Source organism: Enterococcus sp. AMC1086, from assembly GCF_058216575.1.
Genome location: NZ_CM177100.1, coordinates 2,276,031 through 2,295,563, shown reverse-complemented (window position 1 = coordinate 2,295,563; position 19,533 = coordinate 2,276,031). Strand labels below are relative to the sequence as shown.

23 protein-coding genes are annotated in these 19,533 nt (G+C 36.4%); all 23 read left to right on the top strand.

Translation table 11 applies throughout. The features are described 5' to 3' along the window. The 23 genes from leuC to AC4BC4_RS10700 all read left to right on the top strand — a co-directional run bounded on the left by leuC (position 1) and on the right by AC4BC4_RS10700 (position 19,395). The gene (leuC, locus tag AC4BC4_RS10810) at positions 1-1,377 is read left to right on the top strand and encodes a 3-isopropylmalate dehydratase large subunit (protein ID WP_438756794.1); all 1,377 of its coding nucleotides are present in this window, start codon (positions 1-3) and stop codon (positions 1,375-1,377) included. Beyond that, the gene (leuD, locus tag AC4BC4_RS10805) at positions 1,377-1,964 is read left to right on the top strand and encodes a 3-isopropylmalate dehydratase small subunit (RefSeq protein ID WP_490475685.1); all 588 of its coding nucleotides are present in this window, start codon (positions 1,377-1,379) and stop codon (positions 1,962-1,964) included. The genes leuC and leuD overlap by 1 nt, the downstream gene beginning before the upstream one ends. Before the next feature lie 77 nt (positions 1,965-2,041). Beyond that, a complete protein-coding gene (locus AC4BC4_RS10800) occupies positions 2,042-2,788 on the top strand; it encodes a class I SAM-dependent methyltransferase (RefSeq protein ID WP_438756792.1) in 747 nt (248 codons plus the stop codon). 583 nt (positions 2,789-3,371) lie between these two features. Continuing rightward, the gene (locus AC4BC4_RS10795; RefSeq protein WP_490475684.1) at positions 3,372-4,499 is read left to right on the top strand and encodes a tyrosine-type recombinase/integrase; all 1,128 of its coding nucleotides are present in this window, start codon (positions 3,372-3,374) and stop codon (positions 4,497-4,499) included. A 271-nt stretch (positions 4,500-4,770) separates the two neighbouring features. Beyond that, on the top strand, positions 4,771-5,499 hold the full coding sequence (locus tag AC4BC4_RS10790; protein WP_438756790.1) for a winged helix-turn-helix domain-containing protein: 729 nt from the start codon (positions 4,771-4,773) through the stop codon (positions 5,497-5,499). Between the two features lie 53 nt (positions 5,500-5,552). Then, the gene (locus AC4BC4_RS10785; RefSeq protein ID WP_490475683.1) at positions 5,553-9,689 is read left to right on the top strand and encodes a pectate lyase-like adhesive domain-containing protein; all 4,137 of its coding nucleotides are present in this window, start codon (positions 5,553-5,555) and stop codon (positions 9,687-9,689) included. Positions 9,690-9,702: 13 nt separating this feature from the next. Further along, on the top strand, positions 9,703-10,050 hold the full coding sequence (locus AC4BC4_RS10780) for an EF2685/EF0750 family sortase-dependent surface protein (protein ID WP_438756788.1): 348 nt from the start codon (positions 9,703-9,705) through the stop codon (positions 10,048-10,050). Then, positions 10,047-10,853, top strand: coding sequence for a WxL domain-containing protein (locus AC4BC4_RS10775; RefSeq protein WP_490475682.1), 807 nt, complete (start codon positions 10,047-10,049; stop codon positions 10,851-10,853). The genes AC4BC4_RS10780 and AC4BC4_RS10775 overlap by 4 nt, the downstream gene beginning before the upstream one ends. Positions 10,854-10,888: 35 nt before the next feature. Beyond that, positions 10,889-11,692, top strand: a complete 804-nt coding sequence (locus AC4BC4_RS10770) for a WxL domain-containing protein (protein ID WP_438756786.1) — start codon at positions 10,889-10,891, stop codon at positions 11,690-11,692. 88 nt (positions 11,693-11,780) lie between these two features. Continuing rightward, positions 11,781-12,923 carry a WxLIP family cell surface protein gene (locus AC4BC4_RS10765; RefSeq protein WP_490475681.1) on the top strand — a complete coding sequence of 381 codons (1,143 nt, stop codon included), beginning with the start codon at positions 11,781-11,783 and terminating at the stop codon, positions 12,921-12,923. Between the two features lie 22 nt (positions 12,924-12,945). After that, entirely contained in the window at positions 12,946-13,614 is a 669-nt protein-coding gene (locus AC4BC4_RS10760) for a hypothetical protein (RefSeq protein ID WP_490475680.1), read from the top strand. Between the two features lie 19 nt (positions 13,615-13,633). After that, entirely contained in the window at positions 13,634-14,317 is a 684-nt protein-coding gene (gene lepB, locus AC4BC4_RS10755) for a signal peptidase I (protein ID WP_490475679.1), read from the top strand. Positions 14,318-14,387: 70 nt separating this feature from the next. Next, complete coding sequence (locus tag AC4BC4_RS10750; RefSeq protein WP_490475678.1) at positions 14,388-14,516, top strand: hypothetical protein; 129 nt, start codon at positions 14,388-14,390, stop codon at positions 14,514-14,516. A gap of 76 nt (positions 14,517-14,592) precedes the next feature. Further along, entirely contained in the window at positions 14,593-15,036 is a 444-nt protein-coding gene (locus tag AC4BC4_RS10745; RefSeq protein WP_490475677.1) for a DUF1310 family protein, read from the top strand. Next, entirely contained in the window at positions 15,029-15,409 is a 381-nt protein-coding gene (locus AC4BC4_RS10740; protein WP_490475676.1) for a hypothetical protein, read from the top strand. Before AC4BC4_RS10745 ends, AC4BC4_RS10740 begins: the two co-directional genes overlap by 8 nt. 28 nt (positions 15,410-15,437) lie before the next feature. Continuing rightward, positions 15,438-15,836 (top strand): DUF1310 family protein, encoded by a 399-nt coding sequence (locus AC4BC4_RS10735; protein ID WP_438756780.1) that lies wholly within the window; start codon positions 15,438-15,440, stop codon positions 15,834-15,836. After that, the gene (locus tag AC4BC4_RS10730; RefSeq protein WP_438756779.1) at positions 15,829-16,209 is read left to right on the top strand and encodes a hypothetical protein; all 381 of its coding nucleotides are present in this window, start codon (positions 15,829-15,831) and stop codon (positions 16,207-16,209) included. Before AC4BC4_RS10735 ends, AC4BC4_RS10730 begins: the two co-directional genes overlap by 8 nt. Positions 16,210-16,243: 34 nt before the next feature. Continuing rightward, positions 16,244-16,705, top strand: coding sequence for a DUF1310 family protein (locus AC4BC4_RS10725; protein WP_438756776.1), 462 nt, complete (start codon positions 16,244-16,246; stop codon positions 16,703-16,705). Next, positions 16,689-17,072: a hypothetical protein gene (locus tag AC4BC4_RS10720; protein ID WP_490475675.1), complete on the top strand. Its 384-nt coding sequence runs from the start codon at positions 16,689-16,691 to the stop codon at positions 17,070-17,072. Before AC4BC4_RS10725 ends, AC4BC4_RS10720 begins: the two co-directional genes overlap by 17 nt. 28 nt (positions 17,073-17,100) lie before the next feature. Next, a complete protein-coding gene (locus tag AC4BC4_RS10715) occupies positions 17,101-17,499 on the top strand; it encodes a DUF1310 family protein (RefSeq protein WP_490475674.1) in 399 nt (132 codons plus the stop codon). Position 17,500: 1 nt separating this feature from the next. Beyond that, the gene (locus AC4BC4_RS10710) at positions 17,501-18,784 is read left to right on the top strand and encodes a hypothetical protein (protein ID WP_490475673.1); all 1,284 of its coding nucleotides are present in this window, start codon (positions 17,501-17,503) and stop codon (positions 18,782-18,784) included. A gap of 16 nt (positions 18,785-18,800) precedes the next feature. After that, the gene (locus AC4BC4_RS10705; RefSeq protein WP_490475672.1) at positions 18,801-19,106 is read left to right on the top strand and encodes a hypothetical protein; all 306 of its coding nucleotides are present in this window, start codon (positions 18,801-18,803) and stop codon (positions 19,104-19,106) included. Between the two features lie 13 nt (positions 19,107-19,119). Next, positions 19,120-19,395, top strand: a complete 276-nt coding sequence (locus AC4BC4_RS10700) for a hypothetical protein (RefSeq protein ID WP_490475671.1) — start codon at positions 19,120-19,122, stop codon at positions 19,393-19,395. Positions 19,396-19,533 lie beyond the last annotated feature (138 nt).

Sequence of the window (19,533 nt, the reverse complement as noted above, 5' to 3'; positions counted from 1 at the left end):
ATGGGAAAAACACTATTTGATAAACTATGGGAACAACATGTGGTATCAGGCGTCGCTGGCGAACCACAACTATTATACGTCAATCTTCATCTGATCCATGAAGTAACTTCACCACAAGCATTTGAAGGACTAAGAGAAGCTGGTAGAAAAGTCCGCCGACCAGACAGAACCTTCGGCACGATGGATCATAATGTTCCGACCCAAGATATTTTTAATATCACAGATTTAGTAGCAAAAAAACAAATCGAAGCGTTGCAGAAAAACTGTGAAGAATTCGGCGTGACCCTTTGTGATAACGGCAGTGACCGTCAAGGAATCGTGCATATGGTAGGACCCGAAACAGGATTGACACAGCCAGGGAAAATTATCGTTTGTGGGGATTCACATACGGCTACACATGGCGCATTTGGAGCGTTGGCATTTGGAATTGGTACAAGTGAAGTGGAGCATGTTTTTGCTACACAATGTATTTGGCAAAATAAACCAAAATCAATGGGAGTTAAAATCACTGGAAAGCTAGCGAAAGGCGTATATGCTAAGGATATTATTCTAGCGTTGATTGCAAAATATGGCGTTGATTTTGGGGTCGGACATGCGGTTGAATTTTATGGTGAAACGATTGAAAACCTAACGATGGAAGAACGCATGACCATCTGTAATATGGCCATCGAAGGCGGTGCAAAAATGGGCATGATGGCGCCAGATGAAAAAACCTTTGAATACGTTCGCGGCAGAGAATATGCACCAGAAGATATGGCTGCGGCAATCGCTGATTGGAAAAAACTACCAAGCGACCCAGATGCAACCTATGATGTAGACCTAGAATTGAACGCGGAAGAATTGGTTCCCTTCATTACATGGGGCACAAATCCAGAGATGGGTATTCCGATCACAGGAACATTCCCTGAAATCAAAGATATGAACGACGAACGTGCTTATAACTACATGGATCTAAAACCAGGACAACGTCCTTCAGATATCGAAATCGGCTACGTTTTTATCGGCTCATGTACCAACGGCCGTCTATCTGATTTAGAAGAAGCGGCGCGCATCGTAAAGGGCAAAAAAGTCAAAGATGGCATCACCGCAATCGTAGTGCCAGGTTCAAGACCTGTAAGAAAAGCAGCTGAAAAAATTGGTTTGGATAAAATCTTCACTGAAGCAGGATTTGAATGGCGTGAACCAGGTTGTTCGATGTGTCTGGGCATGAACCCAGATCAAGTTCCAGCTGGCGTTCATTGTGCTTCAACATCTAACCGAAATTTTGAAGGACGTCAAGGCAAAGGGGCAAGAACCCATCTTTGCAGCCCAGCGATGGCAGCAACTGCTGCGATTGAAGGGACATTTAGAGACATTAGAGAGGAGCTTTTGGCATAATGGAGGCATTTACACAACATACAGGGACCACAGTCCCACTAATGAATGACAATATCGATACCGATCAGATCATTCCAAAATCATTCCTAAAACGAATTGAAAAAACAGGTTTTGGCGAGTTTTTATTTGACGAATGGCGTTATTTGCCAGACCGTACACCCAATCCAGAATTTGTCTTGAATGAACCGCAATATAAAGAGGCGACCATTTTGATTTCTGGTGATAACTTTGGTTCAGGTTCGTCGAGAGAGCATGCAGCTTGGGCGCTGGATGATTATGGATTTAGAGCTGTTATTGCTGGAAGTTTTAGTGATATTTTTTATATGAATGCCACGAAAAATGGACTATTACCGATTGTATTGAACTATGATGAGTTGGATGCACTGTCAAATCTTAGGGCGGATGAGACAATTACGATCGATTTGCCTGAACAACAAGTTATCACGCTGAATGGGACGTATTCTTTTGAAATTGATAGCACATGGAAGCATAAATTGGTGAATGGGTTGGATGACATTGCCATTAGTTTGACGCATGATGATGAGATCGCGGCTTATGAAGCGAAGATTCCAGCTTATTGGCAATAAGAAATCCTAAGAGTGCTGCATCGATGAATGATTTAGGTGTAGCTTCTTTTCATTATATCGCTAGGAGAGTGAAATCTATGGAATGGAATGCGAAAAAATATAATACGACACATGATTTTGTTTTTAAATATGGTGCTGGTTTGTTGAAATTACTGCCTAAAGAACAAAGTAAAGTCTTGGATATTGGGTGTGGAACGGGAGAATTGACGAATCAAATTGCACAACTTGGGCATGAAGTGACAGGGATCGACCAATCAGTAAATATGATCAATCAAGCAAGAGAAAGCTATCCTGATTTGACATTTTTACAGGAAGATATATTATATCCAACTGATCAAATTGAAATGTATGATGTAGCTTTTTCAAATGCCGTTTTTCATTGGATTCCTGATCAAAATTTGTTATTGAAAAATATCAATGAGCATTTAAATGAAAATGGTCAGTTGATTTGTGAGTTTGGTGCAGTTGGGAATGTTCAGCTGATTAGAGAAGCTTTTGGGCGTGAATTAAATGCCTTAGGTGCATCTTTTGAGGAGCCGTTTTGTTTTACTTCGCTTTCGGATTATCGGATGTTGCTTGAAAAAAATCATTTTGAAGTTATAGAGATTTTAGAATATGAACGGCCGACAACACTTAAAGGTGGTAAAGCTGGTTTGAGAGAGTGGATGGAACAGTTTTATACTGAAGAGTTGGGGGAATTGTCTAGAAATCAGAAAGAAAGGATACTTGAGAATATGGAGCGAGATTTGACCCCCAGTTTGTGGAAAGAAGATCATTGGGAAGCGGATTATCGTAGGTTAAGGATAATTGCTGTGAAAATGTAGATATAACTAAAAGAACACTAAGGGAAAAAAGAAAATAGAACTACTAATGATATATGGTATTCAATTATTATTCAACTTAACTATTTAAATGAAAAGGTAAAACGTTGACTTCGAATATAGTAGAAAACCTATGGGTAGTTAGTGTAAATGTAAAAAATAACAAAGAAAAATTGAATTTTTATAATAGTACAGAAGTAAGTAAATTTACATCAACACAAAAGGTAGTTTGAAAAATTTTATTTTTCAAACTACCTTTTTTTATATATAGCTAATGTTCATACATTTAACTTTTTATGTATTTTTTAAATATCTTGAAAGAATTAAGTTCAAGATATTTTTATTCTTTATTATATGCAATCAAAAGAGTGGAATTAATTACTTATATAATTATATTCTATTATTTTTAATTAGTCTAGTAGAAAAATATATTTTTATTATCAAATTTTTATTTAAAAAAAGAAAAATTTGATAATATTTAATTGTTTTATTGATTAAATCTAGTTTAGAAAAGAGATGTTTATATGTATAATTCATTTTTTAGCCGTCAAAAACCGTCAAATTTAAATGATTTAGGAGGAAAAAAATGTCAAAAAGAGGAGAAAATATCTATAAGCGAAAGGATGGACGCTGGGAAGGTCGTTATAGGAAAGGTCGGAATAAAGAAGGTAGAATTATTTATGGATATGTTTATGGAAAACAATATAATGAAGCAAAAGAAAAATTATCAAAAAAAAATGCAGACTATTTTATATATGGAGAAACATCTGTACAAGAAGGAATGATGGTAGATGAATGGCTACACTATTGGCTAACTATTTTAATGAAAAATAGAATCAAGCCTTCTACTTATTCAAATTATAGAGGACGAATTAAACGGCATCTTGCTCCATTTTTTAAAAATAAGCAATTATCTGAGTTAAAAACAGCTGATATAGACAGATTTATTTATTCGTTATATCTATCAGAACTTTCTTCCAACACCATTCGTAGTATTGTTAGCATGCTAAGAAGTGCTCTAAAAAAAGCCGTAAATGATAACGAAATTTCAAAAAACCCTTGCCAAGGAGTACTTTTACCAGCATTAACGAAAACGGAAATAAAAAGTTTAGAGAAAAATCAACAAAAAAAATTAGAACAAATTGCCTTATATAAAAAAGAGTGCTCAGCAGAAATTATTGCCCTGTATACTGGGATGAGAATCGGAGAGATCAGTGGGTTAAAATGGGAGGATATCGATTTTAAAAACAATAAAATTTTTGTGAAAAGAACAATTTCTAGAATTCCTTCAGTAACAGAAACACATAAGACCGAGATTATTATAGGAAAACCGAAGTCAGTTAATGGAGAACGTATCATACCAATATCTAAAAATCTAAAAAGGTATTTAATGAATAAAAAACAAAAAAGTAACAGTTTATTCGTTATTTCCTGTAAAAACAGTTTTACAGAGCCACGTATCATTAATTACCGTTTTAAAAAATTAGTGGAAGAATCTAAAATAGGTCCAATTCACTTTCACGCATTGCGTCATACTTTTGCAACTAGATGTGTTGAATCAGGTATTGATATTGCTACATTGAGTAAAATCTTAGGACATGCATCAACCAAAATGACACTCGATATCTATACGGATTCTTTGTGGGAAACTAGACGCTCGGCAATGATGGTGATTGATCAACAGCTTAATTATGATGAAAAGACAACTTTATAATGAATGTATGAAAGACATTCAGCAAAATGCTGAGTGTCTTTTTTAGCCGTCACAAAAATCGTCAAATCATTTCAGGAAACGAGCAATAATTGGTTGAATTGAAAAAATATCTTGAACTTAATTCTTTCAAGATATTCATTTTTTCGATTTTTACTATTAGCGTGACAAGTACAAATTTCAGATCAAAAAGTTTTCAATAGTATTTTACTTTTGAATGCACACTACGAGAAGTGTTTAGTTCTGGATATAAATTTAGTAGGAGGTACCTGTAATGTATACTATCGGTATTTTTCGAGATTCGTCTCAACCTGTATTGGATTATACCAAAAAATTTGTGCGCTTAGGTCATGAGGTTACACTTTTACAAGTGGGAGAAGTAGATTCTGAGCTAACAAATATGGATGCATTTATTATTGAAGAATCAGCTGTAACTGATCTAGCTTGTATTTGCAAAAATATTCTGGAATTAAGAATGAGATCAAATAAATTAATCTGGGTGCTGTTAATTGATAATGATGAAGAAGCAAAAACAAAAAAGAAAATTTATCTACAACTAGATGCAGATGGTGTTTCTGTTTATGAAGAAGAATTTGTTTTACAATTTTCAAATATCCTAAAACGGATTGAAAACAAGGAATATCCTACACACTCGCAGACTACTTCATCAACTGCGCCATTACTAGAATTACTTCCTGAAAATCTTAGTGTTTTAAGAGAAGGAAAAGTCGAAATCAGCTTAACTAAATTGGAATTTAAAGTACTGGAACTCCTTATTGATAAACATGACAAAGCATTGACTTATGAAGAAATATACCAACATATTTGGTCAAATGAAAGTGCTGAGAAAAAAGAGTATCGAGTGAGTAATATCATGTTCCATTTAAGAGGAAAAATAGAAGAAGATCCTACCACGCCTAAATTTATCAAAACGGTTCGAACGATTGGATACAAGCTGGCGCTAGATCAACAAGTAAACCGTCTTGGTATGAATAAAGCTTGAAGGAGGTGAAGAAGCTAAGAACATTCTTTTAAACTAAAGGGGCAGGAGGGAAAATGAATGAAATGATTAAGAAAAGAAAATTTCAATTAATTGGAATGAGCATAGCCATTCTTTCGATTCTTATTTTAGCTATGTTTTCGCAGATGTATTCTTCGTCAACTAAAATTTTTGCTAAATCACCGATCTCGCTGACGGCTATTGAAGATGAACACTATACAAATGAATTTTTTCATTTACAAATTTCTGATACAAGGGCTGAAAACGAGCTGAAAAAGTTTGATGAGCGTAATCTATCAACCGATTCAAGTGAGCAAAAAAAAGAGTGGCAAGTTCGTCTACCAGAAGGAATAAAATTTGACGAAGCAGAAGAAAGAGCCACACTTTTAAAGGAAGACCCAAAAGCAGAGTTTCCTGTTTTTAATTGGAATGAAGAAGCACGGACATTAACAATCACAGTGAATAGTGATCAATCTTCCCTAAAGTTAGCATTATTAGCAGAAAAAAGTGGCGACTATTCACTGATATTGACAGATGAAGTAGGTAGTTTTGCGCAACAAGAGCTAAAACTTTCGGTAAAAGAATCGAAAAAGGCTATGAACAACAGCCAAAGTCCTGATAGCGTAGATTCCGCTCAACCGAGGGCATTAAGCACTCGAGCCGCCGGTACAGCAGAAGTGACAGATTGGCAAAGTTTTGTTGAGGCAATAGCTGACAACACTGTGAATACCATTTCAATACAAAATGATATTACATTATCGGGTACCTTAAATAACTATAATGATTTATTTAGTACCAGTTCTGTTGATTTAACTAGTGCTCAAAATGTCTATTTGTATATCAATAAAAATGCAACTGCACGTTCACTAACAATAGATGGAAATGGTCATGACTTTAATTTTGGTAACTTAGCGATAGGTTTTCTAAATCAAACGAGTTATGTATCTGGAAATTCTGGAACTATTTTTGGCTATTGGGATTTAAAATTCCAAAATATTAATATGAGTTCTTCAAATTATTCTGGACCATTTTATATATCATCGTATACGGCATCTGAAAGTGCAACGAATGGATTAACGGGGACGATTAGAAGTAATGCGAATATTTCTTATGATCTCGATTCAGCTACCAATACGAGAAATGTAACAGACTTTTTAGGGTACACGATTGGTCTAAATGATCCTTGGGTAACGAATGTAGACTTATTAAATGATATCTACACAACTGCACCAACCTATTCATCTAGTTATTTTATTTACAGTCCGTATTTACGTTACTCACAAAATGTGACAACGGCGACATCGATTGGAATTGCTTCTGGTGCAGAATCCCATATGTATTTCCAATTACAAGGAAATGCGAGGACCGTTAAAGTCAATGGGAACAACTACACACTCGATTTTGGTTCGCTCTGTTTTTCGTTCCAAGCCTACAATAATTATGGTTCAAAAGCGTGGGATATCCAATTTAGCAATATGACGGTTTATCATGGTAACTACTGGGGTGCGATGATTTTTAACAATGGTGCCAATGGCGGAAAAATGACCATGGATAATTATACTGGGTATGGAACACAGTTTTTAGAATCACAACAAACCAATTTAACGCTGAAAAACAAAGTCCATTTAGAACAACAACGTACATGGACTTCTGTAAGAAAAGATGGGACAACAATTCGTACGTGGAATGTGAATAACTACCAACAAGGAAGTCTAGCCATTTCCACAGCTGTTGTAGAAGATAATGCGGATGTTTACATTTCTTCTCTAGGTTCGAACGTGCTGTATATTCCATCCGGCAGTTTTGCTATTGGTAAAAATGTCAAACTTAAACTGGAACGTGGCAATCAAACAACCGCAGCTGAATACTACAATACCAACTTGAACATTTCAGGTGGGTCATTATCCGTAGGGGAAGGTTCCACGGTAGATATCTTAAACCATCATGCGACATATGGCGGTGCGGTCTACCTAGGATCAGCTTCATCTGAGTTAAATATTGGAAAAGATGCGACGGTGAATATTCAAACAGATGCTTATTCTGGAACGGGCAACAACAATATAAACTTTAATCCGATCTATATGAATGGCGGTTCGATCAACGTTTCAGGGAATTTAAATGTTAAGGGTGTAAACATGGGTGCCAGCACGACTGATCTATTCTATGTTGCAAATAACTCAACCTTTATCGTTCAACCGAATGCTTCTTTTGATATTCAAAGCGATAGCACATCTATCACGCAATATTTATTACGAATGGGTGGAGCGTCATCAACCTTTAAATTCTCAGATGCTAAACGCGTGAATCTTCAAAAAAATAGCGCATTAACCAGTGGTACATCTGCCAATAATGGGTTGATTTGGTCTCAAGGAAACTTAGATATGTCGGTTCAAAATGTCTTCCAATGGTCACTGAATAATGTGGCTGGCGGAGCTGATGGCGATAGTGGTTATACGTATGAGTATATTCCGATGAGTAATATGCGATTAGCTTATGGAAGTAGCTTTAATCCTACGATCACAGCATCTAATGCGATGACAAATGAAACGTTAACTAGATTCAACGCGAATTTTACAACGAGAGGACAACAACGGGTTCTCTTTACTCGAGTACCAGATCCAAATATTGCGATTCATAGCATTGCAACCGATAATCGTGGCAATAACAGTTCGACAACGGTATCTGGCTATGCGATTCCAAATGCCTATATCCGTATTTGGGATGTACCAGTCAATAACTCGATCACGGCAGCGTTTGATCCATCAACCGACAACATAAAATCGCCCGTAGAAGATATGTCTACACCAGCTGAATATCGTGCGAATTTTACAACGAAATCAGATGCGGCAGGCAATTGGTCAGTAACCGTACCAGCAGGTCATTATTTTACCGCTGGAAGTGTCATTCATGCTTATGGATTTGCGAATCTAAAAGCCGAAGAAGTCACGCAAACAGTCTTGGATAAAACACCGCCTACTGCTTCACCGGTGACCTATTACATGACGAAAGGTGATACTTTACCTGCACCAAAAGAAATGGTGAAAGATGTTAGTGATACAAGTCCTGTCAATACTGGTTTTGATTATGCCTATACAGATCCTACGGCAGCACAAACAGCAGCTAATACGCCAGGAACTCACACGGTACAGATCAATGTATCAGATCAGGCGGTTGATGCTGATGGAAATCCAGCGCCGAATACCAAAGTAGTTGAGTCAACGCTCGTTGTCTATGACCAAGCTTCAGGTGTTTCAGGCTCTGATTTTGAGGCATCGTATGTAGATATTCGAAATCTATCAGAAACAGAATTAAAGAATTATATCCTACAGAATAGCAAGCCAGAAGCCTATAAACTAGCAAATGGAACCAAAACAGATCTGACTTCATTTGTGACGGTAACGGACTTTGGCGGCTTAAATAATGTGAGCGAACTTCAACCAAAAGCATACCCTGTCACTTTAACAGTAAAAGCAGCTGATTCAGGATTGCCTACAGACATTACAACGACGATCCAAGTGACAGTAGTTGATGTAGATGCCGTATTATCAGTTGAATTCTTAAATGAAGCAAATCAAGTGTTATCTGGCTATACCGTTAAACTAAATACACAAGTCGGGGACACGATTGACTTAACAAAAGAAGAGAGTGTTACTACACAACTTACGAATGTAACGAATGCAGGATATGACATTGCGGAACGACCAACGAATGAAACTGCGGTGAAAGTGAATAATACTGCACTAACAGTCCAATACAAGCTGCAAGGCGTATTGAGTTTGACCTCAGTACCAAGTTCTTTAGACTTTGGGGCACTAACCTATAATGCGACAACTAAACGAGTAGAAGATCCAGAATTTGATCAGAAACTAGTGGTCACGGATACTCGGGCAGATGCCAAAAATGGTTGGCGCTTAACGGCTACATTGACAACACCTATGAAAAACAATAGCGGTCAAGAATTAGTCAATGCCCTACGCTATGTTACAAGCGGTAAAGAAACAATTTTAAATGATAATGCACAAGTTGTTTACAGCAATAGTAAGGGCACAGCAGGTAGTTTTGATGTCAGTGACAGTTGGGGAAAAACAGCAAATACTGACGGTATAAAATTACAAATTAATTCATCTGATACGGTTTATACGGGAGATTATGTCGGCGTAATTATGTGGAAAGTCATGGCCGGACAACCATAAAGGAGAGTGGAAAATGAAACATAAAACAATAAAATTAATCGTCTGCTCTCTGGTTGTGTTGATTGGCATCTTTAGCTACTCAAGCAGTGCAAGTGCGAATGAAGGAACAGGTGGGCAAGTCAATCGAGGCGGTAAGATTTCGTTTTACGAAGAATCGACAGAACCATCTGACTCATCTACCAGTACTGAACCAAGTTCATCCACAACGACAACTCCGAGTACAACAGTGAAACCAGCTGGGAAAATTCTTCCTAGTATGGGTGAGCTGATAAAAAACTACGGCATTTTCGGCATAGGTATTTTACTTCTATTGATACTACTTCTCTTTTTACGAAAACGTAGAAAGGGGGAGCAAAAATGAAGTTAAAACAAGTCGGTATCTGGTCGTTATCAATCGCTAGTTTGTTTCTAGCCATTGAATCAGGCATCATTGCACAAGCTGCTCCTGAGATGCTTGATCAATCAGGCTCAGTCAGTATCAAAGGAAGTGTGGTGACCAATCCTGTTGATCCTGAAAACCCAGGTGATGTTGTTGATCCAGGGGATAGTCCTTCAACCAAAGGCCCCCTTCGTATTGACTATGTTTCTGCTCTTGATTTTGGTGAAAGCAAGATTTCTAAAAATGGACGTGATTATCACGCTCTTGCGCAGCAGTTCTTTGGTGAAACTGGTCCTAGAGGGAGCTACATTCAAATTACCGATCAACAAGCAGAATCGTCCGGTTGGACCCTACAAGTCAAACAAAACTATCAGTTTACGAATTCTATTATTCAAGAAACGAATGAGCAGGATTTAAAAGGTGCGGTTCTTTCACTAGATAAAGGCTGGGCCAATTCCAGCGGTACGAGTGAAGCGCCTACCGTGATGCGAGAAACGATTGCCTTAAATTCGATTGGTTCAGCCTATGAAGTCGCAACTGCCAGAGCAGGCAGCGGTAAAGGTGTTTGGACTATTGCATTTGGCGCATCAGATACCAATTCTAGCAAGCAACCTGTAACACTGACACCTGTCGTAGATCAAGCAGGAAAACCAGTGATAGACAGTATTTATACTAAACCAGTGTATAGCAATTCAGCAATCACACTAAGTATACCGGGAGCAACGAAGATTCATCCGGTAGAATACCAAACGGAGATAACTTGGATTTTAGCCAAGTTGCCTTAATAAATAACACACAAACAATTAGGAGGAACAACAATATGAAAGCAAGAAGTCTTTGTGCATCAACATTAGTAGCAATTTTAGGAGTAACAGTTCTAGGAGCGGCAACACCTGCATTCGCAGCACCAACTGAATTAACTTCAGAAGGTAAAGTAACAGTTACAGAAGGTACTGCTGGTGGTGGCGAATCTGAAACAATCGATCCAGAAAATCCAGGTGAGGTATTACCAACGCCAGATCCAGAATCACCAGATGAAAATACAAACACAGAACAAGGATCATTAGTTATTGAAAAAACAACTGATTTAGATTTTGGCTCTATTGAAACATCTGCCAATGCTGTAACTAGCTTTGCAAAACCAATGACATTTAACGGTGGAACAACAAAACGTGGTGCTTATGTACAATGGGCTGACGTTCGTGCCGGAGGCGTATTCGGTTATACAATCACAGCGCAATTAACACAACAATTCACTTCAGGAACAAATGTGTTGACTGGTTCAACAATTGACTTTAGCAATGGACTTGCTGCAGCGCAAGGAGATAACACAAATGCTGTTCCTTCAAACGTTCAAACTGGTTTCCAATTAACAGAAGCTGCAAACGATGCAAAAACGGTCGTTGTAGCTGACAAAGATAAAAAAGAAGGAAAAGGCCGTCACATCTTAGAATTTGGCCAAAGTTCAACGTCACAAAATGGAACGCCAGGAACGGATGCAGAATCTGTTAAATTAACTGTTCCAGCAGCAACTGCTTCAAATATGGCTGTAGCGGATTACACTGCTACTGTAACTTGGAAAATTACTGCTGCACCTGCTGAAGAAGAAAATCCAGAAGCATAAGCACGATCTTCGAATTTTGCAGAGGAACAAGTTTAACTTGTTCCTCTGCGTACATAGAAAAAATACTTTAGAATAAACGAGGTTAGTTATGAAATCACATATAGTATCTAGAAAACAATGGGTGAGTATTTTCTTGAGTGTCGTGGTTATTGGGCTCTTCTTTTTAAAAGCAGTTCCTAGCTATTCCGCTGATAAGAATCCAGCAGGTGTTACAGGGTTTACTTACAGTATTACGTATCCTGATAATCAAGTAAAAAAAGATTTAGGCTACTTTAAATTAAAAATGGACCCAGGTAAAAATCAGCAGATTTCTATCACATTAAGCAATCCTGGTACTGAAAAAGTAACGATCGATGTTAAATTGAACGGGGCAAAGACAAACCAAAACGGTGTGATTGAATACGGTGAATCAACAATTAAAAACGATCCGTCCGTACAATTTAATTTTACCGATATTGTCACTGGACCAGAATCAGTTGAGTTAGCACCGGGAGAAACAAAAAATCTTGATTTGACCATTCAAATGCCAGAAACAAGTTTTGATGGGGTGATTGCTGGTGGTATCCAGTTGATGAGAGCAAATCAAAATGGCACCTCTCCTAATGAAGGAGGCTCAAAAATCGTTAATCAATATGCTTATGTGATTGGTGTTGTGCTACAAGAATCAGAAAAAACTATTGCCCCAGATTTAGAATTGAACAGTGTGAAAGCGGGTCAAAGCAATTATCGCAATGCTATTTTTGTGAATTACTCTAATGTGATGGCAGCATATTTAGATAATATGACGGCTGAAGTTCAAATCACAGAGAAAGGTAAAGAGACTGTTTTATATGAGCGTAAACAAACCGCAATGAGAATGGCACCAAATTCTTTTATTGACTTTCCTGTCAGTATGAATGGTGAGCGGATGGTTGCAGGAAATTATGTAGCGAACATTCTCGTGACCTCTGGTGATAAAAAATGGAAATGGACCAAAGACTTCAATATTTCAGATAAAGATGCCAACAAATTCAACGAGCGAGATGTTGGTTTAGTGCAAGAAAAAGGACTAGACTGGAAATTGATCGCCCTGATCGTTGTAGGTATTTTAGCCTTAATCATCCTTATTTTCGTGATTATTCGTATACGTAATAAGAAAAAACAAGAAAAAGAATTAGCCTTAAAAAAAGAACGTAAAAAGAAGAAACAACAAGGTTCATCTAATGGGAAAATCAGTAAGAAAAAGGATTAGGAAAGTATAGGAGCTGTAGTGTATGTCTGTTTTAGATTGGATTTTCATCATAGGGATAGCACTGTCAATTGTTGCGCTCCTAGGGTCAGGCTATTTTTTAGTACAGTTTTTTCATAAACGTAGTCTGCTAAAAAAACTTCCAAATAAGAAATTTAAAAATAAAAAGAAAAATAGAAAAATCGCACGAAAAAAGCAGCAGTTGATAAAACAGAAAAAAAAGAGCGTACGCTTATTTTGGGTGATGGCATTTGTGACAGTTGTTTTAGCTGGTGGGATGTCGTATCTTTCTTATTATCAGTCGATGAATTTAACAACGGAGGATTCAGATTCGGTTGTAAAAGGCTACTATCTTTTGCGGGATTTTGAAGACCAGCTGATTATAGCTCGTGATAAAAGTGATGAGGAAGAAAAATTACAAAAAAACCTTCGTTACTTAGCCACCTCTATGGCAAGCTATGGGACGAAAAAAGCAAGTGACGTCAATTCAGAAGAAGGACAAATTACCTTGAATCGGTACTATAATTCAGTTAAACAATTAGGGATGAATGCCAGTACGCAAACCAAAAACTTCTTTGGCAACCAAGAATTGGTCGATAGTTTTTTAGCAGACATCAAGAAAGCACAAGACTATGAAAAACAAACATTTGACTATTACAAAGTGAATGAATCCGCCTTTAAAGAAGAAAAGTAATCCGAGTGAGTGATTTCTTATGGAGAAAAAACCAAAGCACACAATCAAACAGAAAAAAAAGCCAACAACCAAACGAAAAAAACGTCCTTCCAAAAAAGTATCAGCAAAAAGCACGAAAAACAAAAAAAGACCAAACCTTAATAAAAAGTCTAAACGTAAAAAACAACGTGTTAGAAGCTATCTCAAAGAACTTATCATGGCCATAAGTTTGGGTGTCGTGTTAATGCTTTTCATCAGTTCCTTTTTCCTGACAATCGCGACGGTCCGTGGTTTTAGCATGATTCCGACGTTACGCGAAAAAGATCAAGTGCTTGTTCAAAAAACAACGAACCTCAAACGCTTTGATTTAGTTGCCTTTAAAAGTGGCAATGGCAACACGCAAATTAGACGAATCATTGGTTTGCCAGATGAAAAAATTACGTACACGAACGATACACTTTTCGTGAACGACCAGCCAGTAGACGAAAAATTTATTATGGATGAAATCAATGAAAGCCAACGCAACGGTAAAAATTATACAGAAGATTTCACGAATCGAACGTTGACCTCTTCTGTTGCGATTCCTAAGGGGTACTATTTAGTTTTAGGGGATAATCGACCGTATGCGACCGATAGTCGGCATTATGGTTTGATTGCACAAGAGAATGTGATTGGGAAAGTGACGATGCAGCTTTTGCCGTTTGGTGAGATGAAGAGTTTTTAGAGGGAGGAGATAGAATGTTTTAGGATGGAGATGTTCCATCCTTTTTTTTGTACAATTTTATCATTCTGAAGTGAATAACCTAACTGCGTTGTATCAAGGCTATACAATTCCAGAGAAAATAGGCAGTCAAGTTGGAGAAGTGAAGCGTGATTGGTGGGATAACAATAAGCCAATCTTACGTAACAGCGAGAAAAATTAATCCCCTACTTTATCCGTCAACCAAATGACAAGTATGTTATAGTTTACTTAATAAAAATGATTTTGAGGTGTCTTAGATGAAAAATGATACAAAAGAGAAGGAACTAGCACTCTCTGAGGTGAAAAAAATAAAAAAAAGGACGTTTTATTCTATTTTAGGAGTATGTTTATTGATTGTTATAGGAATAGGAGGAAAAGTGTATATGGATAACAAGAGGTTTCATGATGAAATGGTCAATGTGGTGAAAAGTGGACAAGCAAAAAAGGAAATAGAAATGGGGTTAAAGAATTTAGATTCAAAGGCTTTAACGCCAAAAGGAGTAATCAGGTCGTACGAAATAGATTATGAAAGTATTGAACATAATCCTATGGGTGCTATTATGTTTGATGTGATTATTAATAAAGATGATAAGCTTGTTGCTAAATTTGATTTAAATAATCATTCAAATATTGTGGAGGTTGGCGGTATTGGTTTGTCAGAAAATTTATCAGATTTAGTTAAAGGAGTAGAATATGACTAATTTTACAGATGAAGAACGTAAACTCATTGCAGAACAAGAATACAAAAATTGGACGGTTAATGATGAAGTAACGATTAATAAAGGGAAAAAATCTATAGGCTATGTATCAAAAGTAGTGAACGATAAAAAAACAGGGGAACAGGCTTTTATCATCACTGACGGCAATCCGAAAGTACAAAAACCGTCTGAAGTGAACAATGTAACTGTACTGTATCAAGGCTCTACAAGTCCAGAGAAAATAGGCAGTCAAGCTGGAAAAGTGAAGCGTGATTGGTGGGACAACAACAAACAAATCTTAAATAATATTGAGAAAAGTTTTAAGAAGCTTAATACTATATTTGATCGGACAAAACAAATTGCAAGTATGTTATAGTTTACTTATTAATGACGAGGTGTAAGGGATGACTAAAAGAAAATTTATAGTAATAGGAATAGTTTTAGTTATTATTCTAGGTATCGGAGGAAAAGTGTACATGGATAACAAACGATTTAAAGATGAGATGTTAAATGTGGTAAATAGTGGTCAGGCAAAACAAGTTTATGAAAAAACATTAAAAAATGCAGATTCAAAAGCTTTAACTTCAGATGGAATAATTAAATCATATAAAGTGGATTATGATAGTGTGGAACATAATCCTATGGGAGGAATAATGCTTAAATTGATTATCAATGATGATAATCAATTGTATATTCGAGTGACTTTAGATCAAGAAGAAAATGGGAGATTAACTAACAGTTCTGGTGGAGGGTCACTGCCCTTGGAAAATATGTTAGAGAAAGGGAATATGAATAATGACTAATTACTCAGATAAGCAACGAGTTGATATTGCTAAAAATGAATATGACGACTATAAAGAAGGCGAAGCTGTATACATTGACGATAGAAATACAAAAATAGGCTATGTATCAAAAGTAGTAAATAATAAAAAAACTGGAGAACAAGCCTATATTATCACAGATGGCGATCCGAAAGTACAAAAACCGTATGAAGTGAACAATGTAACGGTGCTGTATCAAGGCTCTACAAATCCAGAACAAATAGGCAGTCAAGCTGGAGAAGTGAAGCGAGATTGGTGGGACAACAACAAACAAATATTAAATAATATTGAGAAAAGTTATAAGAAACCGAATACTATGTTCGATCCGACCAAACAAATTGCAAGTATATTATAGTTTACTTATGAAAAATGATTTTGAGGTGTTTTAGATGAAAAATGATAAAAAAGAGAAGGAACGAGCACTCTCTGAGGTAAAAAAAATCAAAATAAGGACGTTTTATTCTATTTTAGGAATATGTTTATTGATTGTTATTGTAATAGGAGGAAAAGTGTATATGGATAACAAACGATTTAAAGATGAAATGGTCAATGTGGTGAATAGTGGTCAGGCAAAAAAAGTTTTTGAAGAAGGGTTAAAAAATTTAGATTCGAAAGCATTAACAACAGATGGAATCATTCAATCTTACGAAGTGGATTATAATAGCATTGAACATAATCCGATGGGTGGTATTATGAATAAACTTATTATCAATAAAAATGAAAAGCTCTATGTACGTGTTACTTTGTCAAAGAATTCTAATAACGAATTAGAAGAAAGTGGTGGTGGAGTATCTGAAGATTTAAGAGAATTATTAGACAAGGAGATTAAGGTCGATGGTGAAAACAGATAAAGAAAATGTTGAACTCGCTAAACAAGAGTATGACCAATATGAAGTTGGAGATACTGTTACTATTGGAAAAGGGGACAGTAAAAAAACAATAGGCTACGTATCAAAAGTAGTGAATGATAAAAAAACAGGAGAACAAGCTTTTATCATCACTGACGGAGATCCGAAAGTACAAAAACCGTCTGAAGTGAATAACGTAACGGTGCTGTATCAAGGCTCTACAAGTCCAGAGCAAATAGGCAGTCAAGCTGGAGAAGTGAAGCGGGATTGTTGGGACAACAACAAGCAAATCTTAAATAATATCGAGAAAAGTTTTAAGAAGCTTAATACCATATTTGATCCGACCAAACAAATTGCAAGTATGTTATAGTTTACTTATTAATGATGAGGTGTAAGGGATGACTAAAAGAAAATTTATAGTAATAGGAGTAGGAATAGTTTTAGTTATTATTCTAGGTATCGGAGGGAAAGTGTATATGGATAACAAACGATTCAATGATGAAATGGTAAACGTGGTAAAAAGCGGTCAAGCAAAAAGGGAGATAGAAATAGGGTTAAAAAACTTGGATTCAAAAGCTTTAACGCCAGAGGGAATTATCAAATCTTATGAAATAGATTATGAGAGTATAGAACACAATCCTATGGGAGGAATTATGTTTGACGTAATTATAAATGATGATGAAAAACTTAGAGTGTATAATCTTTTAAATAAAAATACAGAAGATGGCACTTTAGAAAATTCTGGTGGTGGAAATACAGCGGAATTAGAAGAGTTGTTAAAAAAAGGAGGGAATTAGTATGGGATATTCTGATAAAGAAAATGTCGATATAGCGCAAATGGAGTATCGTTCATATAAAGAGGGCGACCCAGTTAAAATAAATAATAATGGTACTACAATAGGCTATGTATCAAAAATAGTGAATGATAAAAAAACAGGAGAACAGGCTTTTATCATCACTGACGGCAATCCCAAAATACAAAAACCGTCTGAAGTGAATAACGTAACGGTGCTGTATCAAGGCTCTACAAGTCCAGAGCAAATAGGCAGTCAAGTTGGAGAAGTGAAGCGGGATTGGTGGGACAACAACAAGCAAATCTTAAATAATATCGAGAAAAGTTACAAGAATCCTAATACTATATTCGATCCGACCAAACAAATGAAATCTTCTGCTAAAACGCTAAATAGTGCGATGGACAAATATTCTAATGCTCGCTTTGATGTATATGGTCATTCTCAAGCTTCTTCAAATGCCCAGTATGCTTTAGGCGCATTGGATTCACAAGAGAAGTTAGACCGAGTGAATGGTGCCTTTCTTTATCAAGGGCCGAATGCGTATTGTATGATGACAGAAAATCAACGAAAACGAGTAGCTCAGTTAAAAGACCGTATCTTTAATTTCGTAGATGAAAAAGATATTGTGCCTATTGGCTATAGACATACAGATTGGAACATTAAATTGCGACATGTAGGAATGCTTATTTTTATTGATTCAAAGAAAAAAGGAATGATTGACCAACATATGTGGGGTGGGTATCAGTTTAAGAACGGAAACCTACAAGTAACGAAGGAATCGTTAGTACAATTCCAACAAGCCAAACATGCGTATAATATGTTGATTATGCGTGAGCAAGTGAAGAACTTAGAACAATTAAAGAAGAAATTCACGGCAAGTGGCGGGGGGCTGTCGTCTGGTGAACAAATTTATTTAGATGATAGTCAAGCCTTAGCGGTTGTGAGCCATGCTTCCTCAGAATTTAAAACCGCGATGTTATCAGTTGTGATGGTGTATCAAAAAGGCATACAAAACGCAGAAAAATTATGGACAGAAACATTAACAGATGCTCGATCGATTGGGACTGATTTATCTGAAGGAGAAATCAAATCTGCCCTAGCAGAAGGTGGTTGTACAGAACAAAGTATTGTGACAGAACCCGTGAATGAGTACAAAGAAAAAATAAATAAAGCCAAAAAAATGGATGAAAAATTCAATCAATTAGCAAAAGAAATAAGAGGTAAGATGACCGAATTAGTACAACGAGACCAAGAATTAGCAAAACAATTAAAAGGACTTGTGTCGTAAATAATAGGAGAAAAAAATGAAAGCAGAAGAAGAATTACTAAGAGATTATCAAAGAAATAGGGCAGAATTAGAAGAACAAGAAGATACAGTGAAACGATATATGCGAAAAGGACAGGATTACACCCAAGAAATCTTTGTTCAAGTACGTCAGATACTAGGGAAAAGAAGCACTTCTATGGAGTCGATAATGGAAACTCAACGAGAATTACAGCGAAATGAAGACCATTATTTAGAAGAATTAGCACAGGAGCGCAAAGAGCTTATACTGCAACAAGAAGAAGTCGAACAATTTTATCGAAAGAAACGTCAAGAATTAACATAATAGGAGGAAAAAGTTGTTGGTAAAAGATGAAAAAGAACGAAAAGAACGAGAAAAAGCATTCCGAAAAGAGAGTCAACGACTCGCAATAAAAGGGCTTGGAAAAAGTACGAGTGAACAAAAAAACAAAGATAAAGAATCAATAAAAACAAAAGGAGAAACCGAACTAAAAGACGCAGCTGCGATGATAGGGACGACAGGAAGCTCATTTCAAGAGTCGGTAAAAGGACAATTCGGTAAAAAAGTGACAGAAGTGTTTGAGCAACAAAAACAAACAATGGATCATTTTTAAAAAGATGAATCGTTTTATCTTTTTAGAACAGTTGAGATAGATAAAGGAATATTGAATAAACTGGTATCCAATGCTCAAAAAGAATAGGGTATTATGGCTAGTGTTGTTCTATCGATGTTGATTGGAAGACCAGTTTAC